This window comes from Mesorhizobium sp. WSM4833 (genome assembly GCF_055811095.1).
The window spans coordinates 295,948-320,076 of record NZ_JBVVQG010000007.1 but is presented as its reverse complement, the minus strand read 5'-3'; the positions used below and the strand labels follow the sequence as shown (position 1 = coordinate 320,076).

26 protein-coding genes and 1 pseudogene are annotated in these 24,129 nt (G+C 61.2%); 15 read left to right on the top strand and 12 right to left on the bottom strand.

Annotated features, from left to right (window positions below; genetic code table 11):
* Positions 1 to 16 precede the first annotated feature (16 nt).
* The 7 genes from AC0L2D_RS16720 to AC0L2D_RS16690 are packed head-to-tail and all read right to left on the bottom strand — an operon-like array spanning position 17 to position 7,891.
* A complete protein-coding gene (locus AC0L2D_RS16720; RefSeq protein ID WP_473541577.1) occupies positions 17 to 1,120 on the bottom strand; it encodes a CgeB family protein in 1,104 nt (367 codons plus the stop codon).
* Positions 1,117 to 2,211: a CgeB family protein gene (locus AC0L2D_RS16715; protein ID WP_027164021.1), complete on the bottom strand. Its 1,095-nt coding sequence runs from the start codon at positions 2,209 to 2,211 to the stop codon at positions 1,117 to 1,119. Before AC0L2D_RS16715 ends, AC0L2D_RS16720 begins: the two co-directional genes overlap by 4 nt.
* Entirely contained in the window at positions 2,208 to 3,338 is a 1,131-nt protein-coding gene (locus AC0L2D_RS16710; RefSeq protein WP_473541576.1) for a CgeB family protein, read from the bottom strand. Before AC0L2D_RS16710 ends, AC0L2D_RS16715 begins: the two co-directional genes overlap by 4 nt.
* Positions 3,339 to 3,340: 2 nt before the next feature.
* Positions 3,341 to 4,441, bottom strand: coding sequence for a glycosyltransferase family 4 protein (locus tag AC0L2D_RS16705; RefSeq protein ID WP_063170155.1), 1,101 nt, complete (start codon positions 4,439 to 4,441; stop codon positions 3,341 to 3,343).
* Positions 4,426 to 5,718: a TIGR04295 family B12-binding domain-containing radical SAM protein gene (locus tag AC0L2D_RS16700; protein WP_013533194.1), complete on the bottom strand. Its 1,293-nt coding sequence runs from the start codon at positions 5,716 to 5,718 to the stop codon at positions 4,426 to 4,428. Before AC0L2D_RS16700 ends, AC0L2D_RS16705 begins: the two co-directional genes overlap by 16 nt.
* The gene (locus AC0L2D_RS16695) at positions 5,715 to 6,788 is read right to left on the bottom strand and encodes an NAD-dependent epimerase/dehydratase family protein (RefSeq protein ID WP_024502366.1); all 1,074 of its coding nucleotides are present in this window, start codon (positions 6,786 to 6,788) and stop codon (positions 5,715 to 5,717) included. The genes AC0L2D_RS16700 and AC0L2D_RS16695 overlap by 4 nt, the downstream gene beginning before the upstream one ends.
* Complete coding sequence (locus AC0L2D_RS16690) at positions 6,785 to 7,891, bottom strand: NAD-dependent epimerase/dehydratase family protein (RefSeq protein ID WP_024502367.1); 1,107 nt, start codon at positions 7,889 to 7,891, stop codon at positions 6,785 to 6,787. Before AC0L2D_RS16690 ends, AC0L2D_RS16695 begins: the two co-directional genes overlap by 4 nt.
* A gap of 207 nt (positions 7,892 to 8,098) precedes the next feature.
* Here AC0L2D_RS16690 and AC0L2D_RS16685 point away from each other — a divergent pair, with 207 nt between their 5' ends.
* The gene (locus tag AC0L2D_RS16685; protein ID WP_013533191.1) at positions 8,099 to 8,371 is read left to right on the top strand and encodes a hypothetical protein; all 273 of its coding nucleotides are present in this window, start codon (positions 8,099 to 8,101) and stop codon (positions 8,369 to 8,371) included.
* Between the two features lie 102 nt (positions 8,372 to 8,473).
* Here the strand turns inward: AC0L2D_RS16685 and AC0L2D_RS16680 are convergent, their stop codons facing one another.
* The gene (locus AC0L2D_RS16680; protein WP_473541575.1) at positions 8,474 to 9,130 is read right to left on the bottom strand and encodes a response regulator; all 657 of its coding nucleotides are present in this window, start codon (positions 9,128 to 9,130) and stop codon (positions 8,474 to 8,476) included.
* Positions 9,131 to 9,401: 271 nt separating this feature from the next.
* On the opposite strand from AC0L2D_RS16680, the gene AC0L2D_RS16675 reads away from it, so the two are divergent.
* Both AC0L2D_RS16675 and AC0L2D_RS16670 read left to right on the top strand, forming a co-directional pair.
* On the top strand, positions 9,402 to 12,512 hold the full coding sequence (locus tag AC0L2D_RS16675; protein ID WP_473541574.1) for a CheR family methyltransferase: 3,111 nt from the start codon (positions 9,402 to 9,404) through the stop codon (positions 12,510 to 12,512).
* Complete coding sequence (locus AC0L2D_RS16670) at positions 12,509 to 12,889, top strand: response regulator (protein ID WP_473541573.1); 381 nt, start codon at positions 12,509 to 12,511, stop codon at positions 12,887 to 12,889. The genes AC0L2D_RS16675 and AC0L2D_RS16670 overlap by 4 nt, the downstream gene beginning before the upstream one ends.
* Positions 12,890 to 13,311: 422 nt before the next feature.
* Here AC0L2D_RS16670 and AC0L2D_RS16665 read toward each other — a convergent pair whose 3' ends face one another.
* Positions 13,312 to 14,490, bottom strand: a complete 1,179-nt coding sequence (locus tag AC0L2D_RS16665) for a zinc-dependent alcohol dehydrogenase (RefSeq protein WP_224675420.1) — start codon at positions 14,488 to 14,490, stop codon at positions 13,312 to 13,314.
* Positions 14,491 to 15,189: 699 nt separating this feature from the next.
* On the opposite strand from AC0L2D_RS16665, the gene AC0L2D_RS16660 reads away from it, so the two are divergent.
* From AC0L2D_RS16660 to AC0L2D_RS16620, 9 genes are all read left to right on the top strand, one after another.
* A complete protein-coding gene (locus tag AC0L2D_RS16660) occupies positions 15,190 to 15,456 on the top strand; it encodes a hypothetical protein (protein WP_063170162.1) in 267 nt (88 codons plus the stop codon).
* Positions 15,453 to 15,671 (top strand): hypothetical protein, encoded by a 219-nt coding sequence (locus tag AC0L2D_RS16655; RefSeq protein ID WP_063170163.1) that lies wholly within the window; start codon positions 15,453 to 15,455, stop codon positions 15,669 to 15,671. Before AC0L2D_RS16660 ends, AC0L2D_RS16655 begins: the two co-directional genes overlap by 4 nt.
* A 4-nt stretch (positions 15,672 to 15,675) precedes the next feature.
* Entirely contained in the window at positions 15,676 to 15,891 is a 216-nt protein-coding gene (locus tag AC0L2D_RS16650) for a hypothetical protein (RefSeq protein WP_063170164.1), read from the top strand.
* Positions 15,888 to 16,409 carry a diguanylate cyclase gene (locus tag AC0L2D_RS16645; protein ID WP_473541572.1) on the top strand — a complete coding sequence of 174 codons (522 nt, stop codon included), beginning with the start codon at positions 15,888 to 15,890 and terminating at the stop codon, positions 16,407 to 16,409. The genes AC0L2D_RS16650 and AC0L2D_RS16645 overlap by 4 nt, the downstream gene beginning before the upstream one ends.
* Before the next feature lie 257 nt (positions 16,410 to 16,666).
* Positions 16,667 to 16,894, top strand: a complete 228-nt coding sequence (locus tag AC0L2D_RS16640) for a hypothetical protein (protein ID WP_224675419.1) — start codon at positions 16,667 to 16,669, stop codon at positions 16,892 to 16,894.
* Between the two features lie 399 nt (positions 16,895 to 17,293).
* Positions 17,294 to 17,755 carry a hypothetical protein gene (locus AC0L2D_RS16635; RefSeq protein WP_473541571.1) on the top strand — a complete coding sequence of 154 codons (462 nt, stop codon included), beginning with the start codon at positions 17,294 to 17,296 and terminating at the stop codon, positions 17,753 to 17,755.
* A complete protein-coding gene (locus AC0L2D_RS16630) occupies positions 17,752 to 18,972 on the top strand; it encodes an Nramp family divalent metal transporter (RefSeq protein WP_473541570.1) in 1,221 nt (406 codons plus the stop codon). Before AC0L2D_RS16635 ends, AC0L2D_RS16630 begins: the two co-directional genes overlap by 4 nt.
* A complete protein-coding gene (locus AC0L2D_RS16625) occupies positions 18,972 to 19,331 on the top strand; it encodes a hypothetical protein (RefSeq protein WP_473541569.1) in 360 nt (119 codons plus the stop codon). Before AC0L2D_RS16630 ends, AC0L2D_RS16625 begins: the two co-directional genes overlap by 1 nt.
* A 2-nt stretch (positions 19,332 to 19,333) precedes the next feature.
* Positions 19,334 to 19,666, top strand: a complete 333-nt coding sequence (locus tag AC0L2D_RS16620; RefSeq protein ID WP_013533179.1) for a hypothetical protein — start codon at positions 19,334 to 19,336, stop codon at positions 19,664 to 19,666.
* Between the two features lie 30 nt (positions 19,667 to 19,696).
* On the opposite strand, the gene AC0L2D_RS16615 is transcribed toward AC0L2D_RS16620, so the two are convergent.
* From AC0L2D_RS16615 to AC0L2D_RS16605, 3 genes are all read right to left on the bottom strand, one after another.
* Positions 19,697 to 20,023, bottom strand: a complete 327-nt coding sequence (locus AC0L2D_RS16615; RefSeq protein WP_063170168.1) for a hypothetical protein — start codon at positions 20,021 to 20,023, stop codon at positions 19,697 to 19,699.
* A gap of 90 nt (positions 20,024 to 20,113) precedes the next feature.
* Positions 20,114 to 20,368 (bottom strand): DUF982 domain-containing protein, encoded by a 255-nt coding sequence (locus tag AC0L2D_RS16610; protein ID WP_013533177.1) that lies wholly within the window; start codon positions 20,366 to 20,368, stop codon positions 20,114 to 20,116.
* Positions 20,369 to 20,520: 152 nt separating this feature from the next.
* Positions 20,521 to 20,673, bottom strand: coding sequence for an acetyltransferase (locus tag AC0L2D_RS16605; RefSeq protein ID WP_127366616.1), 153 nt, complete (start codon positions 20,671 to 20,673; stop codon positions 20,521 to 20,523).
* Between the two features lie 190 nt (positions 20,674 to 20,863).
* On the opposite strand from AC0L2D_RS16605, the pseudogene AC0L2D_RS16600 reads away from it, so the two are divergent.
* From AC0L2D_RS16600 to AC0L2D_RS16590, 3 genes and pseudogenes are all read left to right on the top strand, one after another.
* A pseudogene (locus AC0L2D_RS16600) lies at positions 20,864 to 21,606 on the top strand (DUF4142 domain-containing protein).
* Between the two features lie 20 nt (positions 21,607 to 21,626).
* Positions 21,627 to 22,229 (top strand): general stress protein, encoded by a 603-nt coding sequence (locus AC0L2D_RS16595; protein ID WP_063170170.1) that lies wholly within the window; start codon positions 21,627 to 21,629, stop codon positions 22,227 to 22,229.
* Positions 22,230 to 22,939: 710 nt separating this feature from the next.
* Positions 22,940 to 24,129 (top strand): VCBS domain-containing protein (locus AC0L2D_RS16590; RefSeq protein WP_473541568.1); only part of this gene is annotated, 1,190 nt, incomplete at its 3' end.

The following is a 24,129-nucleotide window of genomic DNA, read 5'->3' as shown; positions in this document are numbered from 1 at the left end:
TTCTCCTGTCTGCTGGTCATGCTGCGCTTCCGATGTCGAAATCGAGGGCCGCCGCCCTTGGCTGTGTCAACGCCGCCACGAATTCGCGGGTCCTGGCCGCACCGGTGTGGGATGCGAGGACGCGTTCGCGGGCCCGGCGGGCCATGGCGAGGCGTGTGCGCTCGGACTCGCCGAAGAGGATCTCGACGACATCGTCCGTTTCCCCGGCGGTGTGGATCGCCGATGCAGGAAAGAAGCTGTCGAGCCCTGGCCAGCGATCGCTGATGATGGGCGTGCCGCAAGCCGCCGCTTCGAACAGGCGCACACTGGGCGACCATCCCGCGGCGATCATGGAACTGCGTGTGACGTTCAGCGTGTAGCGCTGACGGCTGTAGAACGCGGCATGATCGGCGGGCGGCAGATGTTCGATACGTTCGACATTGTCCGGCCAGATGATGTCGGATGGGTATTGCGAGCCGGCCACGACGAAACGCCGGTCCGGCATATGCCGTGCGGGCTCGAGCAGCAGCGCGTTCAGCGTTGCCTGCCGGTCGGCACTGTAGGTGCCGAGATAGCCGAGATCCCAGCGGATCGGATCGCCGGTCCGGTGGTGCCGTTCCGGGTCGACCGAGCAGTAGAGCGGCTCGGCGCGGCGCGCGCCGAAGTCCTCCACCAGACGGCCAAGCATCGGCCCGCCGGTGAACGAGAAGTAGACGTCGAAGTAAGGAATCTGCCGCCAGCTCAGATAATCGCAATCGTCGGCTGAAAGCTGCGCCACGGTCACCGGCGTGTCGATGTCGTAAAAGCAGAAGCGCCCTTTGCAAAGTGAAGCGACGATGTCGATGACCACGCGCCCTTCCGGCACAAACGAGCCGATGACGACGATGTCGGCCTGCTCCAGGCACCGGGCGTAGTCGCGTTGTAACTCCGCGGTGGTTTCGTAGTAGCGCAAGGCGCAGAAATCCGGATCGCGCAGATCGCGGTGGTTTGCGTACCACGGCACCTCGCGCTCCAGAAAGGTCACGCGGTGGCCGAGTTCGTGCAGACCTTTCAGCAGGCCTCGAAACGTCGTGGCGTGGCCGTTTCCCCAGGATGAGGACAGCGACAGGCCAAGAAAGACGATGTCCAATTGCTTGGTCATTCCGCTGCCTCCACGGTCCCCTGCTCGAAGTGACGTTTGAAGACTGCATCGGCTACCTCCGCCCGCAACGCGTAGGTGTGATCGGCCAGCACGCGGCAAAGTGCGGCCTGGCCGATTGCCTTTGCCCGACTGGAGGTCAGCGAGCACATGATCTCGGCGACATCGCCGCCGTCGCGCGCCACCAGGATCTCCTCGCCTGGTTTCAGGAACAGTTCCACGCCCAGCCACGCATCGGTGATGAGGCAGGCGCCGGCGCCGGCCGCCTCGAAGACACGCGTGGCCGGTGAAAAACCGTTTACGGCCATGCTGTCGCGGCTGATGTTCAGAACCGCCTTGGGTGTGACGTTGAAGGCATTGTGATCCCGGGTGCCGACGTGACCGAGCCAGCCGACATTGGCGGGAAGCGGCTTGTCCCCCCAGCCCGATCCACCGAGCAGAAAACGCTGTTTCGGCAGCTGGCATGCGGGATCGAGGAAAAACGCTTCGACCCGTGCCTCACGATCCGGCAGCCTGTTGCCAAGGAACGCCAGATCGCAAGCGAAACGCGCATTGCTGGTGACCGGATAATGCGTTTGGGGATCGAGCGCATTGTAGATCGGCACGCATTCGTTCGCCCCCATGGCACGGTAGGCCCATACGACGGGGTCACCGCCTCCATAGGTCAGCACAAGGTCGATTTCTTGCAGGGCGCTATGGAGCGGATGGTCCGGTTCGTCGCGCAACTGGGCAAGGGTTGCCGGAGCGTCCACGTCCCAGAATACCACCAGCGCGTCGCTGCGGGCGTGGTCGAGAACGGCGCGCAGCAGCGCCTCATCCTCGAAACCGACGCCACTCGCCTTGACGACGATGTCGGCGCTGGCGGCACGTGCCGCGACCTGCATCAGCGCGTGCTGGGTCGCTTCATAAACGACGACAGTGCACCAGTCAGGCGCCTCGATGTCGCGATTCTTCTGCCGGTCGTAGACGTCGGGTTCATAGAAGGTGATTTCGTAGCCCAATTGGGAAAGCGCCTTCAGCAACCCGCGATAGTAAGTTGCGGCACCGTTCCAGTAGGACGACAAAAGACTCGATCCGTAGAATGCCATCTTCATGCGGCGGCTTCCTTTGCGGTGGTGTTGTTGATGGTATGTTCGGTCGTGCATGCCGTGAGCACGCGGAACAGCTCGTCAACGCGGTGCTGGCAGGTATGCCGGGAGCGAATGGTCTCGAGGCCCGAAGTCACCAGGGAAGCCGCGAAATCCGCATCGGCCAATACCGCCCGCAAGTGTTGCCGCATCTGAGAGCCGTTCTCCGCAAACAGGAAGTCGACGCCGGGCCTGAACAACTGCTCGACATCGGACCAGGGTGCTGAAATCAGCGGAAGGCCGCAGGCGAGCGCCTCGAACATCCGGATCGTCGGAATTCCAGGCAATCCCTCACGATAGGGGCGCCGTGGGATGTGAACGGTGACACGATGCGCGGCGAACGCCTTCGGCACATCGGCATTGGCGATCCACCCATCATAGCGCAGTCCGGCGGCGGCCAGGTCCGCAAGTGCGGGCTTGGGATAGCGTACGCCGTGAACAGTGGCCTCGAGACCGAGATCGTGTACTGGCTCGATCAGAAATTCCTTGAGTTCGGCAGTCCGCTCATCGTCGCCCCAGTTTCCAATCCAGACCAGATCGGACATGGGATGGATCTCTGGGTGCGGCTTGAACAGGCGATCGTCCGCGGCTTCATGCCAGGTGAAGACGCGCTTGCCCCAGCCGGCGCGCAGATAGCTCTCGCGCAAGGCCTCGCCAAAGGCGAGGACGCCGTCATAGTGCTCCAACCGTAGCGCCGAGATTGCCTCGGTCGCCGATATGGCCCGGTGATGGGTGTCATGAAACAGAAGGATGAAGTTGCCGCCAGCGGCCCGGGCACGGCCGATGCGTGCGACAAGCTCCGGATCCGTCCACTCATGAACGATCACAACGTCGGCCTCGGCGATCCAGGCCTCGTGATCGAACCCGGCATTGTAGGTCACCGGCATCAACTCTGGGAAATCCTTGCGGAAGCGTTCGATGGCGAAGGATCCCTTCTCGGCCAACAGGTTCGAACGGCTCCAGCCGTCGGACGGCTCCAGCGCGACTGCCTGGTGCTGGCGCGCGATCAGATCCCGCATGATACCGCGCAGGAAATGGGCATTGCCGTGGTTCCAGTCGGATACGACCGAGTGGGTGTAGAACAAAAAGCGCATGGTCAACGCCCCGCCATAGCCAGGGCCGCCTTGTCGTAGACGCCTCGCATGGCTGCCGCTTGCCTGGCCAGTGTAAACCGGCGGCTCCGCCGCATCGCTGCCTGGCCGAGCTCTCGCCTGAGTTCGGCATCGCTGGAAAGACGATTGAGGCCGGCAGCGAGGTCGTGCGGATTGCGCGCGTCAAAGAACATCGCGGCCCCGTCCCATAGTTCGCGATAGGTTGCGATGTCGGAAAGCACCAGGGGCGTCGCCGACATGGCAGCTTCCAGCGCGGCCAGACCGAATGGCTCATAGATCGACGGCGACACGAAAATGCCGGCGCGCGCCATCAAGGAGCGCACCTCGTGAGACGGCAGTGCTCCCAGGGGAACAGCATAGCTGAAGCTGGTACGCCCGCCGTTCGGACCGTGCATCGAACCGGCGGCAAAGACGGGCCATCGCGTCAGCGACGCGGCCTGGTCGATCACCGCCGCATTCTTCCCCTCGTCCCACCAGCGGGCAGCGGCGAAGACGAGCGGTTGGCGCTTTTCGGCCTTCGGCACCGGACTGGCACTATTTCCCACCACACTCAGACGCGCGATCGGGCCGTAGCAGGTCTCAAGCATGTCGGCGTGGCTGCGGCTCGGCACGATGACTGCGTCGGCCCGATTGAAGCCACGCCTGTTGCGCTCCTTCTGCCAGGCCCATGCGCCATCCACTGCCTGTTTCCTGACGGCATGGAACCATGTCGTCACGCAGGAATGGGAGACCGCCACGGCTGGGCACGGCGCATCGAATCCCGCCGCCTGCGTCGGCGCGTTGAAATGGACTAGGTCGATGGCGTGGTCGCGCATGGGCGCAAGCAATTCTCGCGGTAGCGCATCCAGGTCGCCGCCGTTGTGGGTCATCCAATCCGGCGGCGTGTTCAACCAGATCAGCGTGGTGAAAGCCTCTGCCTCCGCAGCCTGCTGCCTCGTCGGCTGGGGACCGAGCCCGGCAAGCACCACACTGTCGCCGCCGTTCACAAGTTCCCGTGCCAGATCAAGCGCATAGCGCCATACGCCGCCCACGGCATCGACGGTCATCAGGATGCGCCACGAGCGCGGCGTCAGTGTCCGCAACATGTCGCCTCCAGTTCCGCCAGCGGCCGGGGCCGCTTCTCCTGGATGTCACTGAATTTCTGGAAGGATGCGAGATAGTGGTCATGGGCGCGCTCCCAGGCAAGGTCGTCGGGTTCGCCCCAAAGCTCGCGATAGCTGGGCGAACTCGGATACGGATAAAGCGGAACAGGTTCATTGGCCCATACGCCGTGGTCGATCAGGTGGGTTCGCCAGTGCTCGACCAGGGCGGGATCATCCTCGACCACGCCGATCAGATTGGCTTGAACGAATGGAACGTGACGTCTAGCATCGACGAGCAGCGCGGCAAGTTCCTCGGTGCCCAGCCGGCAGCGCTTGGCCAGCATCGCCCGGCCTTCAACCGTCAGGCTTTCGAGCCCTGCTTCAATGGAGACGCAGCCTGCGGCGCCCAGCAATTCCAGCAGCTCGGGCTTCCACAGATCGATGCGGGTCTGCACGCCGAATTTCACATTGCGATCGACCAAGGCTTCCAGCAACGCTTTTTGCGGCAGGAAGATTTCGTCGATGAAGTAGATGTAGCCGACACCTTGGGCAATCAGCCGATCGATCTCCGCGACCACCGCTTCGTGGTTTCGACGGCGATAGGCATCACGGAAATCGATCTTGGCGCAAAAGCTGCAATTGTAGGGACAGCCGCGCGATGCCTCGACTTCCGCACCGAACCCGACCTGATTGTCATCGAACCTGTGATGGTGATGCGAATGGGCTGCGATCCAGTCCGCAGGCCATTCGAGGGGTGGATGATCGACAAACGAGCTGGCGTGGACGCCGCCGTTCGAAACCACCCTGGCATCCCGCAGATAAGCGGTTGAGGGCACTGCGCTCCAATCGTCGCGCCGGGCAAGTTGCTCGACGACTTCTTCGCATTCGCCGCGCACGACGATGTCGACGCCGAGCTTGCGCAAGGTTGGCGCCGGCGTGGCCGAGCCGTGCGGCCCGACGGCGACCGTGCGTCCACCGCGCCCGGCGAGAAGGTTGAGGAAATCGGCCGGCACGCGCAATTCCGGCGGTGCGCAGCGCCAGAACAGATAGGTCGGCGCGGTACTGACGACAGTCATTGCCGGGGCGAAATCGGCCACCCGCTCGCAAAGACCGGAATTGTCGAGCTTCTGCAACTGCCCATCCAGCATCAGAACCTCATGTCCGGCGGCTTCGAGCAGGGCCTTCGAATAGCCGAGTTCCAGCGGCAGATGTGGTTGGCGGCAGCCGAAATAGATGCTGTCATCGTAGGTCCAGAATGGGTTTACCAGAGCGATTTTCATGCGACGTACCTCACGGCTTCGGGGTGAGGCTCGAGCCGGTGGCGCTGCAGCCAGTCGGCCAGGTCGCGGACGCCTTCGCGCCATGAAACCTGGGCCATCCAGCCAAGCGCGGTTTTGATCTTGCGGGTGTCGGCGACGAAGAAGGGCTGGTCGCCGGTGCGTTCGCCATCATGGCGGATTGAAAGCTCATGGCCGGTCAGGCCACGGATCTCGCTCAACAGCGTGCGCAGGCTGAGCGCATTTTCCGGGCCGCCGCCAAGATTGAATGCCTGGCCTTTGGTCGTCTCGATGTGGTCGAGTACGGCCCTGTAGGCGGCGACGGCATCGGAAACATGCAGGATATCGCGCACTTGCCTGCCGTCACCGTAAATGGTGATGGGGCGTCCCGTCAGCGCGCTGAGCAGGAAGTGCGCGACCCAGCCCTGGTCCTCGGTTCCGAACTGGCGCGGTCCATAGATGCAGCTCATCCGCAGCACCGCCGTCGGCATGCCGTAGGATTTGGCGTAGTCGAGCACATACTGGTCCGCCGCGCCTTTGGAGCAACCGTAGGGCGTGCAGAAGTCCAGGCCCCGAGCCTCATCGATGCCGTTCGCTTGGATGACGCTGTCGCAAGGCACATAGCGATCGCCGTCCTCGCGGACCGCGACGTCGGGCAGGCTGCCATAGACCTTGTTGGTGCTGGCGAAGACAACAGGAATACGCTCACCGCTCAGTCGCGCCGCCTCCAGCACGTTGAATGTTCCGCGAAGGTTGATGTCGAAATCCTCGCCCGGCTGGACCAGGCTTGTGGTGACGGCGGTTTGCGCGGCCAGATGGAAAATTGCCTTTGAACCCGTCAGAGCCGGCGCCAAGGCGTTGGCGTCCCGCACGTCGATGGTCTCCACGGTGAGGCGACTGGCGTGTTTTTGTGCCAGCCATTCAAGGTTCTGCTGGACGCCCGGACGGCTGAGATTGTCGATCACCAGCACCGGTTCGCCATCCGACAACAGGCTGTCGGCGAGGTTCGATCCTATGAAGCCGCTGCCGCCGACGATGGCGACCGGCGCGTCGCGTCGATTGCGTGTGTTCATGACACCAGCCCGCGTTCTTCGAGCTCGCGTTTCATGTCGGCGCCGCGGTCGACGGCGGACGTGTTACGCACCCAGGAAACGAAATCGCCGAGCGAATTCTCCAGTTGCCGCACCGGCTCGAAACCGAGCAGCTCACGGGCCTTGGAAATATCGGCGAAGCAGTTGCGGATATCGCCGGAGCGCGCTTTGCCGAGCAGTTCGGGCGAGCGGTTCGGTGTCCCCATGGCCTCGGCCAGCAATCGTGCGACTTCGCTGATCGCGTAGGCTCGGCCGCTGCCGATGTTGATGACATGACCCTTTGCCTGGCGTTGCTGCAGTGCAAGGCGAAAGGCGCGGGCGACGTCATGCACATGGACGAAATCGCGCTTCTGTTCGCCATCCTCGAAGATCATTGGCCGTTGGCCGTTGGCGAGACGCGAAGCGAAGTTGGCCAGCACGCCGGTATAGGGGTTCGACAATGCCTGGCCGGCGCCGAAGACATTGAACAGGCGCAACGCGACAGCATCGATGCCATAGGCTTCGCCGAAGATCAGCACAGCGCGTTCTTGTGCGTATTTTGTCAGCGCATAGATTGAGGCGAGATCGACCGGCTTTTCTTCGTCCGTCGGCAGCGGCGAGAGGGGGGCTCCCTCTGGCGATAGCGGGTTCCATTGCCCGCTTTTGATGTCGCTCGCCTTGCGCCGGGCATTGTCGATGCGCCGGCCGTCTGGCGTTGCATAGAGCCCTTCGCCATAGACGCTCATCGACGAGGCGACGACGATCCGTTCGACCGGGTGCTTGATCAGTGCTTCAAGTAGCGTTGCGGTGCCGAGATCATTGGCGCCGACATAGCGCGCGATCTCGTACATCGATTGTCCGACGCCGACTTCCGCCGCCAGGTGAATGACCGCGTCAACACCTTCCAGCGCACTGGCGACCGCCTCCCGGTCTCGGACATCACCCTTGATCAGTTCGGTCCCGGCGGGAAGCGCGACGGCTTCGCCTGCATGCACCTGCTCCAGCAGCGCATCGAGGATGCGAACCGAATAATCCTGCTCGACGAGTTCCTGTGCGACATGCCGGCCGATGAAGCCGCAGCCTCCTGTAACCAATATGCGTTTCACGACGACTCCTCAGACAAGTAACCTCGGCGCCCCGAACTTTTCGGCAAAAGGTTTGTTCCCTTGCTTCAACAAAGTTCCTTTGGCGGACTTCGTTGGGAGCCGGCATCGCGATCACGGCGCGGTGCTGGAACATTGACGCCCTTGTGCTGTTAGGGCGCCCGACAGCCCGCGTGTCCCATGGGGCAACGCCGATCAAAGGAGATTTCAATGTCTCAGTCGCAAACGACCACCGACCACGACGAAATTCGCAAGTGGGCCGAGGAGCGGGACGGCCGGCCGGCAGTGGTGCGCACAAAAGGCGAGGGCGGCATCCTGCGGATCGACTTCGGTGAGCCTGAGGAAGCATTCGAGCCCATCGAATGGGACGAGTTCTTCCGGATATTCGACGAGAACGATCTGGCCTTTCTGTATCAGGCCAAGACCGGGGAGGGGAAAGCCAGCCGTTTCAACAAATTCGTCGAGCGCGATCAGAAGGACTGATGACACAAGCCAAGCGGCTGATCTGTACGGCCCAGTTTTCGAGATGTGGTCAACAATGACGGCCCCGCGGCTTAGCACTTCAGCCTGAGAGGGAGGGTAAAATTAATGCATCAGGTTTGCGCCGCGGGTTTTCGCCATCTCTCGCATGATGCCGTTGAGCCAGTTTTCAGTGGATTGACCAGGCTGTCTGCGGTCGACATCCCGGATCGCTTGCTCGAGCGTCCTCTCGACGAGCCGATCCGATGCGTCGACGTCTCCCAGCAAAAGGCGCGCCGCAAGTCGCAGTTTGGGCAAAAGCGCGAAGACGTCGTCGGACGGGTCCGGTCCGGGGGTCGCCCGCCCCGATTCCTGCGGGGGAAAGAGTGCGTTGAACACCGCCTGGCTGCCCGAGGATTTCCGCAGATTGCTGGCGTAGCGGAGATGGTCGGGAATGGCGATGTCGTCATCGCCACTGAAGAACACGAAGGGGACACCCCGGCGCATCAACTCATCGGCGATTGGAAACACGCGTCGGCCATTGAGATTGACGTCGAGGATTGCAGCTTCGGCCGTCCCGGTGTGTTTGGAAGCCTGTTCCACGGTTGCAGCGGGACCAAGGATTATGGCGCCCATATTGCTGAAAAACCGCGCAAGATCTCCCGCCATCGTCCATTCGTCTTCAACTATCAGAATATGCAGCCCCCGCAGGTCGCGCACGTCGTCATCCTTTCTTGCAACGGAGGTTAGAATGCAGAGGATTTGCTTTCCGAATTCTGTCATCCAAGGCCGCCTGCAACCGCTTCGCAAGCATCAGCATGCGATCCGGGACGGGCCCCGCATCGGAATCTGCTAGCGATCCAGGCGCCCCTGACACCACTGGCGCTCGGAGTTTTATGTCAGCAGAGCGTTTCGTCATTGAACCACCATTGATATCGGGTTCAACGTCATCCCTGACGTCTTGTTCCATACCTCTTGCGCGCTATATGGTTGTGTCCTGTTCGATCCGGCCTTGAGGAGACTTCATGTCGGGTCGGCGAAAGGGGGACATGCCGTGACTGCCCGATCGACTAGATTTCCCATCGTTGGCATCGGCGCGTCCGCGGGTGGCATTCCCGCGATGGAAGGCTTGTTCAAAGGCGTTACCAGCCAGCCCGGCATGGCGTTCATCATCATCACGCATCTCAGCCCGAAGCGAGAAAGTCTGTTGCATGAAGTTGTCAGCCGCTACACCGAGATGCCTGTCGTTGTGGCCGAAGATGGCATAGCTGTTGTACCTGACCACGTCTACGTGATGCCACAAAACGTCACTCTGGCGATCGCCAACGGTGTGCTGCGCCTGCGGCGGCCCAACGGGCTTACCCAAGAGCGCAAACCCGTCGACATTTTCTTTAGTGCGCTCGCTGAAGACCAGGGCGAATATGCCGTGGGCGTCATTCTGTCGGGCGGTGATTCCGATGGAACGCTGGGCGCCAAGGCGATCAAGGAGCGGGGTGGCCTCACTGTCGCGCAAGCGCACGACGGCTACGGGCCGCGCAATCCCGACATGCCACAGAGCGCTATTGCCAGCGGGCTCGTCGACGTCGCTGTGCCCGCCGAGGAGATCGGGGCGAAGCTGGAGGCTTTCGCCCGCGGCTTCGACACGCTGAAAGGGCTGGCGGAAGAAGATGGCGACCATACGGCCGACATCGATAAGGTGCGAGAACAGATATACGCCATTCTGCGCAGCCACTCCGGCCACGACTTCTCGGGCTACAAGACCAAGACGTTCCTGCGCCGCGTGAAGCGACGCATGCAGATCGCCCAGGTCCATTCCATCAGCGCCTATATAGACTGGCTGAAGAAAGATGCTCGCGAGGTGATGAACCTTTTTCGCGATCTGCTGATCAATGTCACCAACTTCTTTCGCGACCCCGATGCCTTCGAGTTGCTCGAGCGAAAGATCATACCGCAGTTGTTCGAAGGCAAGACCGCCAGTGACACCGTCAGGGTCTGGGTTCCCGGATGCGCAACCGGCGAGGAGGTGTTCTCCATCGGCATCCTGCTGCGCGAACACATGGAGAAGCTTACGGTCGTTCCGCGCGTCCAGATATTTGCCACCGACATAGACGAGCCAGCGCTGGCGGTGGCCCGGGCGGCACGCTATCCCGAAGCCTTGCTGCAAGGGCTTTCACCCGAACGCCGACAGCGGTTCTTCAACGGCGACGGAGAGAGCTATGTCATTGGCAACGAGATACGGGAACTGTGCATCTTCTCGCCGCACAGCGTCATTCGCGATCCGCCTTTCTCGCGCATGGATCTGGTCTCCTGCCGCAATCTGCTGATCTATTTCGGCCCGAGCATCCAGAGCCGTGTCATCCCTGTCTTTCACTATGCATTGAAACCCGGCGGTTACCTGTTCCTCGGCACCTCCGAAAGCGTTGGGCAGCACGACAATCTGTTTGCCACTGTCGACAAGAAACATCGTCTCTTCCAGGCGCGCGAGCATGCCTCGCCGCATATCAGGCTGCCCGCCTTGATCGGTGAGAGCCGTTCCGGCGTCTTTCCCTCTGAAAGTGCCGGCTTAAGGAAGGGAGCCGCCGGTTATCCGCTGCGCCAGGCTGTCGAGGCGCAGGTGCTGGAGCGCTTCGCTCCGCCGCATGTCCTGGTCAACGCTGAGGGCGATGTCGTCTATTATTCGGCCAGGACCGGCAGATATCTCGAAGCGCCGCAAGGGATTCCCAGCCGGCAGTTGCTGACGATGGCTAGGCGTGGGCTGCGGCTGGACCTCCGCGCCGCGTTGCGGGAAGCGACGACGACGCGCCGCACAGTGGTGCGGGAAAACCTCATCGTAGAGGAAGACGACGAACGGGTCCAGCCGATCAAGCTCACGATCGAACCGCTCACCGAACGTGGCAATGGCGAGCCGCTTTATCTCGTCCTGTTCGAACCGTCGGGGCCGACCCAGGCCCGCTCAGAGGAAGACGGCGGCGGCCGTGACAGTGACAGCACCGCCGATCTCGAGCGGGAGCTGCGCGACACCAGGGAGCGCCTGCAATCGACGATCGAGGAATACGAGACCGCGCTGGAGGAGGTCAAATCGTCGAACGAGGAACTCGTCTCCGTCAATGAGGAGGCGCAGTCCACCAACGAGGAACTCGAAGCCTCGAAGGAGGAGATGCAGTCGCTCAATGAGGAGCTCAACACGATCAACGCCGAGTTGACGGCCAAGATAGAGGAGCTCGACCACGCCAACGGCGATCTGCGCAACCTGTTCGAAAGCACCGACATCGCGACCATTTTCCTCGACCGCAGCCTTGTGGTCCGTACCTTCACGCCGGCGGCGTCATCCTTCTTCAGCCTGCGTCCCTCGGATGTCGGCCGGCCGCTGACGGATCTGTCTAGCCAGCTCGACTACCCCGAGTTGAAGCAGCACATCGACAAGGTCTTCGAGACAGGCGAGATCCTGAATCACCATCTGGCACGCGATGCCAGGGGCCTGTTCCACATGGTCCGCATCAATCCCTATCGCGACAAGGGCAACAGGATCCAGGGCGTGGTGGTGACACTTGTCGATGTCACCACTCTGGCACAGGCGGAAGAGCATCAGCAGGTGCTCATCTCTGAACTCAACCACCGGGTCAAGAATATGCTTGCGGTGATCGCCAGCATTGCAAGCCGCACGCGGGAAAGTTCTGATACGAAGGAGGAGTTCGCGGATGCGCTGATCGGTCGCCTGCATGCCATGTCGCGGGCCTACGGCCTGCTGACCCGGGAGAGATGGAAGGAAGCCTCGGTCAGGGAACTGCTCCAGCAGGAGCTCGAACCATTCGGCATCGAGCGGATCGAACTCGATGGCGAGGATGTCAAACTAGGTCCGCAACAGGGGCTTTCCCTCAGCATGGCCATTCATGAACTGGCCACCAACGCGGCCAAGTACGGCGCTTTGTCAAAAACCGACGGCAAGGTCAGTGTGCAATGGTCGATCGAGGAGGACAGTTTCACATTTGGCTGGCGCGAAAAGGACGGCCCTGTTGTCAAGGCGCCCTTGGACAATGGTTTTGGCCTGACACTGCTGCAGGGAGAAATTGGTTACAGGCTCGGCGGCCATGTCGAGACCGCGTTCCACAAGGACGGCCTCAGCGTCCAGATCGCGTTTCCAGCAAACCACAAGGAGGCGCCGTGAGCGACGACAGGCCGCGCGTTCTGGTGGTCGAGGACGAATGGCTGATCGCCGAAGACGTCGCGTCTCGCCTGCGTGCGGCGGGTTATCCCGTGATCGGCCCGGTCTCGTCGGTCGCTGCGGCTCGTCAACTTATCGATGCAGGCAAAGTCGACGTGGCGCTGCTCGACATCCAATTGAACGGTGAAACGAGTCTGCCCGTAGCCGAAACATTGCTGGCTCGCGGCGTCCCCTTCGCCTTCATGACCGGATTTGGGCCGCGTGATGTTCCCCAACCCTTCCGAAGCTGCAAATTCGTGCCAAAGCCGGCAGGCGACGCTGCCCTTCTCAACACCCTGGCCGACCTGGCATCGCTTCGTCCCGACACGCACTCGTCGTGATTTCAACAGGCGGTTTCGATCAGTCCAGGGGCTTGTCCGTCGGCCGAGGCGTGGTGCTCGCCTGACGCGGCCGCCCGGCGTTGCGATTGGCAACCGGATTGTCAAGCGGCGCGGTCGACGGCCGGGATGTGCCTGCGGTTTTCGGCGTCTCCGGCTTGCCACCGGCATCCGTGTCACTGGCGTCCCGTCTCGGGTGCGGCAGACCATCGGCGTTCGGAGACCGGACGCTGGGTTTCGATGTGGAACTCTCATTGCTCATGGCAGCACCTTTCTTTGCATCGGGTGAGGCACGGTAGTCCCGCCGCTGTGAAGTCTGCAGGTCAAACCGTCGCCGCGATCGAAGGTTCCAGGTGCCAACGGGTCCATTGCGATCCACGGCCGCCGACTTACTCAGGGCAGACCTGGTGCGAGAGCCCGACACCTCAACCATGCGGCCGCATCACCACCTTGATGCAGCCATCCTGCTTGTCACGGAACGTCTTGTAGAGATCCGGCCCGGCTCCGAGATCCGCCCGGTGCGTGATCACGAAGGAGGGATCGATGTCGCCCTTCTGGACTATGTCCAGGAGCGGTTCGAGGTAACGCTGAGTATGGGTCTGACCCATCCGGAAGGTCAGGCCCTTGTTCATGGCGGCACCGAACGGAATATGATCGACGAGACCGATATAGACGCCGGGCACCGAGATGGTGCCGCCTTTGCGGCAGGAGTAGATTGCTTCGCGCAGTACATGCGGCCTGTCGGTGCCGAGGTAGACGGCGGCCTTGACCTTGTCGAGCATGGCGTCGGCACTGGCGCCGGGATCCGACTCGGTACCGACACAGTCGATGCAGCGATCAGGACCGCGGCCATCGGTCATCGCCATCAAGGCGTCGTAGATATCGGAGTTGCTGAAGTCGAGCGTCTCGGCCTTGCCGTGCTCGCGAGCCATCGCCAGCCGCTCCGGCACCTTGTCTATGGCAATGACGCGGCCGGCGCCGAGCATCCATGCGCTTTGGATGGCGAACTGGCCGACCGGACCGCAGCCCCAGATAGCGACGGTATCGCCTGGCTCGATGCCGGCATTTTCAGCCGCCATGTAGCCGGTCGGGAAGATGTCTGAGAGGAACAGCACCTGTTCGTCGTCCATTCCTTCGGGCACCTTTATCGGACCGACATCGGCGAAAGGGACTCGCAGATATTCGGCTTGCCCTCCCCAATAGCCGCCGACCAGATGCGAATAGCCGAACAGGCCCGCCGGGGATTGTCCCATCACTTCGGCGGCCTGTTTGGCATTGGGATTGGACCTGTCGCAAAGCGAGAACAGCCCCTTCTGGCAAAACCAGCATTCGCCGCATGAGATGTTGAACGGCACCACGATGCGGTCACCCTTCCGGAATTTCGAATGGCCGCGGCCGACTTCCACGACCTCGCCCATGGTCTCGTGTCCAAGCACGTCGCCCGATTCCATGGTCGGCATATATCCGTTCATCAGATGCAGGTCCGAGCCGCATATGGCGCAGCAGGTGACCTTGATGATGACGTCGCGATCATCCTCTATAGCGGGATCAGCCACCTGGTCGCATCGGATGTCGCCTTTCCCGTGCCATGTGAGCGCTTTCATGAGGTTGCTCCTTGTTGGAAGAAGGTTGGAAGGCAAATCGTGTAAAAGGCACCGTCTGAGCGTCTGCAGCAATCCGTCGATATACAGGTCAACACATGGGAGTTGCTGCCGTGATGCCCGATTGTTCAGTCTTTGGATGCGGAACCCGGCTCGGCCATCTTGCGGTGCTGTTCAGCCAGCGTGCCTGCCGGGATCACATGCGCCGCGGCGACCTGCAGCTTGTTCTCCAACTGCTGATGACTTGTTCCTCGCCGGCCATCATCGCCTCGTAACCGGCTATGACTACATCGGTGGGATTGTCCTTCTCATCGGTGCCGACCTTGCCCTCACCACGGCCAACTTTTCATTCGTCATAACGTCCTCCGAATTTCGCTTCGGCCGAACCACCATCGAGGCTGATTGTTCCGTACGGATAGGATTGAATGGGCGGCTTTATGCCGGCCATGAAAAGCGATTTTGTTCTGGGCACATTCGACTGTGAACAACTCATGATGGCGGTGGAACAACTCAAGTTTGTGCGAGTTCGGTAGCCGTGCAGCGTCATCGCTCCCCTTGTTTGATGCTGCACGGTCGGGTCCCCTCAGCCTGATCAGCCCGCGCGCCCTCGCGGCAGCGCGGGCTTTCTATGGGCAGGCCGCCATGTTTTAAATCTTTGGAACAACGTACCCGTTCAGCAGTTCGGCGTGCAGGAGGAACAAAATGCAATTCGCGGAAGAAATCGCGCTCAGGCGCGTAAAGATGCTGGTCGAACAATATGTTGTCGCCAGGAGCAGGAGATATGATTTCGTCTCGACCGAACTCGCCTGTAAGGCCATCCGCCAGGTCGTACGAAGCCCGATCGAGGACGCCGAACTGGACCATCTGCTGGCCAGAAGCGCCGTCAAACAAGGGCTGTCGGTGCGGTTCGACCGGATAGGTCATTGGCAGGCGGCTTCGCCCGAACTCAGCCAGGAGAAATCAGCATGAGGGCAGTGCTTTTGATGTCGGCCGCATTGCTCGCCTTGGCGGCGTGTAATGACAATGCCGATCCAGCCAAGTCCAAGACGGATACCACGAACAGCCAACCGGTCGACAAGAATCCCACGACGGACACCAACCCGACACCGCAGACCAGCACCGGCGGCGATCAGCAAGGTACGCAGCCAGCCCAGCCTGCATCTCCCAAGCCAAGTGGCGGCTAGGCCTATGGAGCGACGCAACGCGATAATCTCGCTGGTGATAGCCGCAGTCATCATTGTCGGTTTCGTCGTCGGCTTTTTCTACATTGATATGGGCTGGCAGACCTCGCCGCTGAAACGCGCGCCTGAACAGAACCAGGGTGGCAACGCCCCGGCGGATACCTCACCAGCCGCGGGCGTCCAGAAGAATCCCAAGGAAAACACCGAAATGCCTGGGCAGTGATCGACAGCTCGTCTCTGAGTAGACCTCGAACCAGGCCAGACGCGTTTATGCTGTCAGGTCCCACCGTGCTGATCCTTATGTACTTTCTGCTTCCCGTCTGGCTTGTCGCTGGCTTTGCAGACTGGCTTTGCCACCGCGCCTCACATATCGAGTCGACCACGGGCGCCAAGGAATCCTTGATCCATCTTCTGATGTTCGCCGAAGTAGGCGTGCCGTTGCTGGCAGCCATGTTCCTCGAGGTGAATGCCTTGGTCATCGCTGTCATGATCGTCACCTTCTTCATCCACGAGGCGACGGCGATGTGGGATGTACGCTATGCAACCACGGCGCGCAGGGTAACGCCGATCGAACAGCATGTGCACAGCTTTCTGGAAATGATCCCGCTGATGGGCCTGGTCAGCGTCGTCTCCCTCCATTGGACGCAGTTTCTTGCGTTGTTCGGGGCGGGGCCGGAAACCGCGCGCTTCGATATCGTCTGGAAATCGCAGCAGTTGCCACTGATCTATATCGTCGCGTGATGGCCGTGATCGTACTTTTCGAGTTGCTTCCGTATGTGGAGGAATTCGTCAGGGGCTTACGGGCCAATGCCGGGAGGCTGATCCCGCCGAAAGCCAGGCGACGCGACCCGGGCCACACGACGTTGCGGTGATGGGGCGGTCTGAAACGATGCTCCCTTGACCACAAGTACTCAGCGGTCTGAGCGCCGTCTCGCGCGGAACATCTCTGCCGGACTGGTCATTAACAGAACGGGAGAGGACAGACATGGAGCGTGATGATGGGCATCCTTTCCGACCTCGACAAAAAGCTGACGGACAACATGTATGAACATGCCAGCGAACTCACGGATGCGGTGGCGGACCTGCCGCCGGAACTCGTTGAAAGCGTCGACCGGCTAATGCCTTTCATCCAGCCCGAAGCGCGCGAGACGGTGAGAAATCAGGTTTTCGGCCTGATCCACGAATACAGGATCGTGGCCCCTCGCAGCCCGGCCGATCAGGATTGACCTACCCGTTCTGGTCTATCGCGTGAGGCGCGGGTTGGCTGCCGCCATCGTTGCTTGCTCTATGGCCGCCGAACCACAGCCAAGCCGCGACGATCACGACTGCCACGATCACTATCCAGGATATGAGACGAGGCATTGCGGGATTCTCCGTGCCAGCAGTCCATTCACGTCGACGTGATGATCAGGACGGAATTGAAGTCGGCTCCGCCGCCTCCTTGTGCTCCTAATTCCGCACGCGATCCTTTGTTCCGCTTGAGTTGCGGTGGCCGGCTGAGATCTGTCGCGTCCACATGCCCTGCAGCCGCCCCGCCGGATGGGCTTTCGTTGACGCGCCCGCTGAACGCTCTAGGTCAATTCAAGCCGACCACCGCTCGTTCGGCACTAGGGGAGACTATTCTTGTGGCGCACCAAACGCCGAATTTGATCCTCAGCGGCCGTCATTTCCGGCTGGATTGTTTGTGGTTGCTGTTGCTGTTGTGCGTGTCGGCGGGATGCTCGTCTTCCGACGAGATCGAGCAGCAATCACGAACAGCGGCTTCCGCGGCACAGACCGCATCGATGTTGCTCGACGCTTGGATGGGCGGCGCGGCGCCGACCGCATACACGGTGGGCACGCTGCAATCGATCGGCAAGACGCTTGCCGATGTCGGGGCGCAAATCCGGTCCGCCGAAACCAGTGAACCCACCGAGCAAGCTTCTCTGACAAAAGCAGTCAATGATTTGTCGGTCGCGGTGACGCGTGCCGAGGCCGGACTGCAGGCAGATGACCGGCTGGAAGTCCAAGACGCGCAACAGGATTTACGGCTGGCGTCGCGTGCGCTCGCTACCGCCTACGCCAAATATTTCGCGCCGAAGCCATGAAAAAGCTCATGGAAATATCCCTCGGCGTCGTCACCAGCGTCGGCGGCTTCCTCGAAGTTGGGTCCATGGCGACGGCAGCGCAGGCAGGCGCGATGTTTGGCTTCCAGTTGATCTGGGCGGTGGTGCTTGGCACCGTCTGCATCATCTTCCTTGTCGAAATGTCCGGCCGGTTCGCGGCCGTGAGCCATCACACGATCTCCGACGGCATCCGCGAAAGGTTCGGTTTCAACGTCTTTCTATGGCCGTTGCTTGCCGCCTTGCTGGTCAATTTCCTGGTGCTGTCCGCCGAGATCGGCGGCGTTGCCATTGCGCTCGAACTGGCCACCGGCATAGGCTTCCGGTGGTGGGCACTGCCGGTGGCTTTGCTGGCGTGGCTGCTGCTCTGGAAAGGCACGTTCGGCGTCATCGAGAAGGGCGTGTCGTTTCTCGGTCTGGTGACGCTGTGTTTCGTCGTCGGAGCGGTGATGCTGAGACCTGATTGGACGGCAGTCGCAAGGGGCGCCGTGCCTTCGCTGCCGGTCCACGATGCCGTCAATTACTGGTTCATGGCGGTCAGCATTCTGGGCGCCTCGATATCGCCCTACCTGTTCATGTTCTATTCCTCGGGGGCCATCGAGGACCGGTGGGACAAAAGCTATCTCGGCGCCAATCGGGCCATAGCGGGGTTGGGCATGACCTTCGGGGGCACCATCTCGATCGGCGTGTTGATCGTGGCCGCTCTCGTGCTCGCCACGCATGGCGTCACCCAGGTGGACGACTATCACCAACTGCCGTTGATGCTGATCCCCATATTCGGCTTCTGGGGCTTCGTGCTGTTTGTTGCTTCTCTCGCCATCGCCTGCTTCGGCGCCGCGCTCGAGGTCGGGTTGCAACAGGCCTATCTTGTGGCCCAAGGGTTCGGCTGGAATTGGGGCGAGGATCGCAAGCCGCGCGACGATCCGGGTTTCAGCGCCATCTACACGATATCATTGCTGTTGGCGGCTATTCCCATCGCGCTTGGTCTTGACCCGCTGAGGCTCACCATCTTTTCCATGGCGCTGACGGCTGCCAGCCTTCCGCTGACCGTCGTTCCGTTCCTGTTTCTGCTGAACGACAAACGTTATGTCGGCGAGCATCGCAACGGCATTTTGTCAAATGCCGCCGTCATCTTCATCATCGCGCTTGGCTTCGTACTGGCGGTGGTGACCATCCCGCTGCAGATATTCGGAGGCACATGATGAAGTTGCTGCGTGATCTCCTGGACAAGCAGGTGGTCGACCGCGAGCAGGTCAATATCGGCAAGGTCGACGGTTTGGTGGCGCAGTTGCGGCCTGGCAAGCCGCCTCGGATCATTGCCATCGAGCTCGGCTCCATCACCCTGGCGCGTCGCCTCGGCGCACGGCCCGGGCGCTGGATGGCGCGGCTCGCGGTCAAGCTGGGTGGCACGCAGCATGGCGAACCTCATCGGGTCGCCTGGCGCAAGGTGAAAGATATCGGCATCGATATCGAGTTCGACATCGATGTGCGAGAAACGTCGATCTTCGCCTGGCAGGACTGGTTGCGCGACCATATCATCGGGCGCATTCCGGGAGCTTGATGATGATCACGGTCAATCTGGAGCATCTGGCGGGGCGGCGCGTACTCTCGCAGCGCGGCAAAAATGTCGGTTATATCGAGGAGATCCGCGCCGAACGGGATGGTGACGATTTCGTCGTCACCGAGTTCCACGTCGGGGTCTACGCTGCTTTCGAGCGTCTTTCGGCCTCGGCCATAGGCGTGGCGGTGCTGGATCTTTTCCGATTACGCCGCCGCGACGGTCTATACCGCATTCCTTGGGACAAGCTCGACATCTCCGATCCCGCGCGACCGCGGCTGCTGTGCCCAATGACTGAACTCTCAGGCATGAAGGACGCGCCGGACCTCCAGGAATAGGTCGTGGGTGCTGCATCGTCGGGATTAGTCTCAGCGCAGCATGCTTGCCGCCAGGAAGACCACGGCTGCTGTCAAAACGACAGCTGCAATCACCAACACCGGCCAGTTGCCGCCAGGCCGCAGTTCCGGCTCGCCTTCGACCGGACGCATGGCATTGGCAAAGCTGGCATCGTTTTCGAATTTTGGACGAGTGCGCGGCGGACTTGTCTCAGCGACCGGATTTTGTGTGTCCGCGGCCTCTGCGTCTGTCTCAAGCGGGGCAATGGCGGGATCGAACCCCGGCGTCTTGTCGTGCGTTGCTCCTGCCTGAACTTCGCCTCTGGCCGCGGCAGCCGTGAGACCTGTAACCTTAGCCATAATCTCTCCCCTTCGAACCGATCTCGGCAGTATCGCACTTGCAGGCGCCGGCGGAACCAAGCTTGCATGCGCTGAGGCGACCCACCACGGTCAGACTTGCTCGCTCAGCAGAATCCTGGCGTCCTTGGCCGCAACGATGAACGCCTGTCGTGCCGCCCTTGTCGGCTTTTCGCCTCGCATGACGGCAAGGCACGCTCTGATCGCGGCAAGACGCCTCTCGGATGTCGGCTTTGGCCAGTCCCGCAGCAGCACTTCGGCTGCGTCCGACACCGAAACCACAACCCTGTCGCGGTCTATCCGGCCAGGTTGAATGACAATCGGCTTTCTGAAATGTCCAGTACGCACATGCCTCTCCAGCGGGATGCACTCTATTCGACACGCGACTGCAAGACTGCGCGTCGCGACGCGCTTTAACTCCGCAACCGTCGATTTGTTCCAGAGCACCTGGCGTTTGAAACAACTAGCCGATGGCCATCCGTGCGCGCCCGTCCCAAGACTTACAACAGGTCCTTGCGAAGGAAGATTCGTACATGCCCTGGAATTCCGAATTCGACTTTGCCGAATTCCTCGAACCCATGCTGCATGTAGAATAGCGGCGCCTGGAAACTGCTTGTCTCGACCACGGCTTTTTTGCAGCCACGCTGGTTCATGGTGCCGGCGTTCCTGTCGCCTGTCACTTCTCCACATTTTACGTCGATGTGGCAGATCTCACGCGAGATAATCCGGCAGCCTCATGCGTAGATCGCGGTGCTGCCGGGCCTGCAGGCATGTCGTCTGGGTATCGGAACAAAGCGCATCTTGGCCTGTTAGGGCGACGCATCCCAGGCAAGGACAAAGCCGATGAAAACACGACAATTTTTCGCATCGCTCGCCGCTGCTTCCATTCTTCTCGCCGTGCCTGCTTTTGCTGCCGACAGCGCCCAGGCCTTCGTCGACAAGGCTGCCATCGGCGGCAAGTTCGAAGTCGACTCGAGCCAGATTGCCTTGGGCAAGGTTCAGGACCAGAGCATCAAGGACTTCGCCCAGATGATGATCCGCGATCACGGCGCGGCCAATGCCAAGCTGGCAACGGTGGCCGGCGAACAAAAATTGAAAGTGCCGTCGGCGCTTGATGCCCAGCACCAGGGCGATCTCGACAAGCTCAAGAATGCGCAGGCACCGATCGATCCAGCCTATGTCGACATGCAGCGCAAGGCGCATGCCGACGCCGTCAAGCTGTTTGAAACCTATGCCAGCGGCGGCGACAACGCCGGCTCAAGACATTCGCCCAGCAAACGGTCGATACGCTGAAGACGCACCAGCAGATGATCGAAAAGATCGCAGCCGGGCAGGACGCCATCACGGGAGCGACAACACCGGCGGTGAAGACCGACAATACCCCCAATGCCGCCGCTCTCGTTCCCGGCGCAAACAGCTTCACCGAAGCCCAGGCCAAGAGCCGCATCGAGGGTGCAGGCTATACCAACGTGTCGAAGCTTACCAAGGACGACCAGGGCATCTGGCGGGGCCATGCCACCAAGGCAGGCGAAAGCCTCGCCGTCGGCCTGGACTATCAGGGCAACGTCGTTGCCGCCAGCAAGTGAGCACGGATCAGGAGAAATCAATGAAAACGGTAACTGGACTGTTCGACAACTATGACGACGCGGCCGACGCGGTCCGCGAACTGGAAGCCACGGGCGTCCCGCATGCGAACATCAGCATCGTCGCCAACAACTCGGATGACTGGTACGAGGGCGACCGTTCGGAGGCTGCCGAGGATGCCGGGGCTGGCGCGGGGATTGGAGCCGTGATCGGCGGTGCCGGCGGATTGCTGACAGGGCTGGGGGTCATGGCCATCCCGGGCGTCGGACCTGTGGTCGCGGCGGGTTGGCTCGCCGCCACCGCGACAGGTGTCGTTGCCGGGGCGGTGGCAGGCGGTGCGGTCGGAGGCATTGTCGGCGCTCTGACGGAGTCCGGCGTGCCCGAGAACGATGCCCACGTGTATGCGGAGGGCGTACGCCGCGGCGGCACGTTGGTCACGGCCAGGGTGGACGATGAACTCATTGCAAATGCCGAGGAAATTCTGGGGCAATCCAGATCGGTCGATCTTGCCGAACGCCGCAGGGCTTACGAGGCTGGCGGCTGGACCGGCTTCGATGCCAATGCCGGCGAATATATCCCTGACGAGACCGATCGCGACAGCGCTCGGGCGATCAATCGGCCTTGAACGAGGAGGTGTGGTCGCACGTACCGAACGACGAGGTTTCACGAAGTGCTACGGAGCGTGTGGGACAGATGTTCGAGTTGCCCGGCTTCAAGATCTCCGTGAGCAAGGGCATGAAGCTTCCCGGCTGTCCGGCGCGTTAAGTGATCTCAGTTGAATCCCCGACCGTTCAAGCGAACTGGCTGGCTGTCGGGTTGCTGCACGAAAAGTACTCAGCGATCAAGGTGCGGTGTTGGTATGGTGGTGCGCTGGCGGGCTCTGGTCACGCTGAGCCGCACGTCTGCCGTCTGGCTCATATCGGGCGCGCCTGTTCGATCTCACAACTCGATTCTAGTGACTGTGGCTCCCCTTATGTTCGACTATTAACTGTTCGGCCAAGTTGGGCGTTGACGCTTCCTCTCTATAAGAGTTAATAATCTCCTAATATAAGAAGCATCTAAAGTTCGTGGTCGAAAGCCACGAGTTTGACGATGTAGGTTGGGTAGGGAACGTAGCGTGACGACCAGTCGTCGCGTCCAGCAGCATCGGGTCAATATCTGTCCGTGAATGGCCAGCTTGAGGCGGCTGTTCCAAGCGCGCCGGTGTGCCTGGATGAGGGCGAAAATTCATGCCTGCCTGGATTCGCGCGGTTTTTCTTCGGCTGGAAGCAGCCGGTCGTTCAGTACTGTCGATAAAACAGATGAGGCGTCTGTTCTTAAAAGGGGGGTTGAAAAATGGCTACTCAGGTCACCGGTGCCGGCGGCACCACGACGTCTTTCTCCAACACGCCGCAGGCGAAGGATGACCTGTTCAATCTCACCGAGGATACGGTCGTCCTCGCGTCAGGTTCGCAAACCATCATAGTTCTCGATGTGATGGCGAACGATCTAGGTGGAAACGCAAAGTCCCTTTTTTCGGTGGACGACGGGATTTCCGCGTCGACGGCCACGAAGCAATACGCGCCGATCGACCTGACGAACCAGGACGTCCAGTCAACAGGCATTTCAAACTGGGAAAGCATCGGCGACGGCGTTTTGATTCGCATCAACAACGGCAAGGTCGAAATGGACCTCAGCGGGTATCTGGCGGCGCATGGTTTCGCGAACCTGCAAGCCATGGGTGCGGGCGACCAGATCAAGGAGACTTTCACCTATGCGATCAAGCTTGGTGGCGGAACGCTGAGTTGGGCCAGCGTGTCGGTCAACATTCAGGGAACCAATGACGGCGCAATCATAACCGCCGTCCCCGGCGCAGACCTGGCTGTGGTGGAGGCCGGCGGTGTTGCCAATGGCACGCTGAATGATCCCAACGCCAGTGGACAGCTGATCATCACCGACCCCGATGTCGGCCAGAATCATTTCCAGACTCCAACTTCCTCAAGCCTGCAGGGCACTTACGGCGCCTTCACCTTCGATACGACAACTGGTGTGTGGGCCTATACGCTCAATCAGGCACTTGCGGATCCATTGACGCAGGGCCAGCATGTCACCGACACTCTGACGGTAAAATCGGCGGATGGAAGCGCCAGCTACAATATCGTTGTCAATATTACCGGCACCAACGACGCCGCCGTTCTGTCGGCCGATGTCCGTAACCTTACGGAAGGCAATACAGCCGCGGCAATCAGCACCTCGGGCACACTCACCATCTCCGATGTCGACAGCCCGGCAACCTTCGTCGCCCAGGCCGCAACCCTCGGAACCTATGGCACCTTCGCCATCAATGCGGCTGGCGCCTGGACCTACACGGCATCCTCGGCCCATGACGAGTTCGCCGCCGGCACCACCTACACCGACACCTTCGATGCCGTCAGTGCCGACGGCACCGCCACAACGGTGACCATCAATATCCACGGCACCGACGACGCCACCGTGATCACCGGCACCAGCACCGCCGCGCTGACCGAGACCAATGCGGCGCAGAG

Bases quoted from the DNA above. Each gene is read 5' to 3' on its own strand.
- AC0L2D_RS16640 (WP_224675419.1), top strand. From the start codon at position 16,667: ATGGGCATCCTTTCCGACCTCGACAAAAAGCTGACGGACAACATGTAT.
- AC0L2D_RS16655 (WP_063170163.1), top strand. From the start codon at position 15,453: ATGAGGGCAGTGCTTTTGATGTCGGCCGCATTGCTCGCCTTGGCGGCG.
- AC0L2D_RS16665 (WP_224675420.1), bottom strand. From the start codon at position 14,490: ATGAAAGCGCTCACATGGCACGGGAAAGGCGACATCCGATGCGACCAG.
- AC0L2D_RS16680 (WP_473541575.1), bottom strand. From the start codon at position 9,130: ATGACAGAATTCGGAAAGCAAATCCTCTGCATTCTAACCTCCGTTGCA.
- AC0L2D_RS16595 (WP_063170170.1), top strand. From the start codon at position 21,627: ATGAAAACGGTAACTGGACTGTTCGACAACTATGACGACGCGGCCGAC.
- AC0L2D_RS16685 (WP_013533191.1), top strand. From the start codon at position 8,099: ATGTCTCAGTCGCAAACGACCACCGACCACGACGAAATTCGCAAGTGG.
- AC0L2D_RS16620 (WP_013533179.1), top strand. From the start codon at position 19,334: ATGATCACGGTCAATCTGGAGCATCTGGCGGGGCGGCGCGTACTCTCG.
- AC0L2D_RS16700 (WP_013533194.1), bottom strand. From the start codon at position 5,718: ATGAAAATCGCTCTGGTAAACCCATTCTGGACCTACGATGACAGCATC.
- AC0L2D_RS16630 (WP_473541570.1), top strand. From the start codon at position 17,752: ATGAAAAAGCTCATGGAAATATCCCTCGGCGTCGTCACCAGCGTCGGC.
- AC0L2D_RS16695 (WP_024502366.1), bottom strand. From the start codon at position 6,788: ATGAACACACGCAATCGACGCGACGCGCCGGTCGCCATCGTCGGCGGC.
- AC0L2D_RS16720 (WP_473541577.1), bottom strand. From the start codon at position 1,120: ATGACCAAGCAATTGGACATCGTCTTTCTTGGCCTGTCGCTGTCCTCA.
- AC0L2D_RS16660 (WP_063170162.1), top strand. From the start codon at position 15,190: ATGCAATTCGCGGAAGAAATCGCGCTCAGGCGCGTAAAGATGCTGGTC.
- AC0L2D_RS16710 (WP_473541576.1), bottom strand. From the start codon at position 3,338: ATGCGCTTTTTGTTCTACACCCACTCGGTCGTATCCGACTGGAACCAC.
- AC0L2D_RS16650 (WP_063170164.1), top strand. From the start codon at position 15,676: ATGGAGCGACGCAACGCGATAATCTCGCTGGTGATAGCCGCAGTCATC.
- AC0L2D_RS16615 (WP_063170168.1), bottom strand. From the start codon at position 20,023: ATGGCTAAGGTTACAGGTCTCACGGCTGCCGCGGCCAGAGGCGAAGTT.
- AC0L2D_RS16605 (WP_127366616.1), bottom strand. From the start codon at position 20,673: ATGAACCAGCGTGGCTGCAAAAAAGCCGTGGTCGAGACAAGCAGTTTC.
- AC0L2D_RS16625 (WP_473541569.1), top strand. From the start codon at position 18,972: ATGAAGTTGCTGCGTGATCTCCTGGACAAGCAGGTGGTCGACCGCGAG.
- AC0L2D_RS16715 (WP_027164021.1), bottom strand. From the start codon at position 2,211: ATGAAGATGGCATTCTACGGATCGAGTCTTTTGTCGTCCTACTGGAAC.
- AC0L2D_RS16705 (WP_063170155.1), bottom strand. From the start codon at position 4,441: ATGTTGCGGACACTGACGCCGCGCTCGTGGCGCATCCTGATGACCGTC.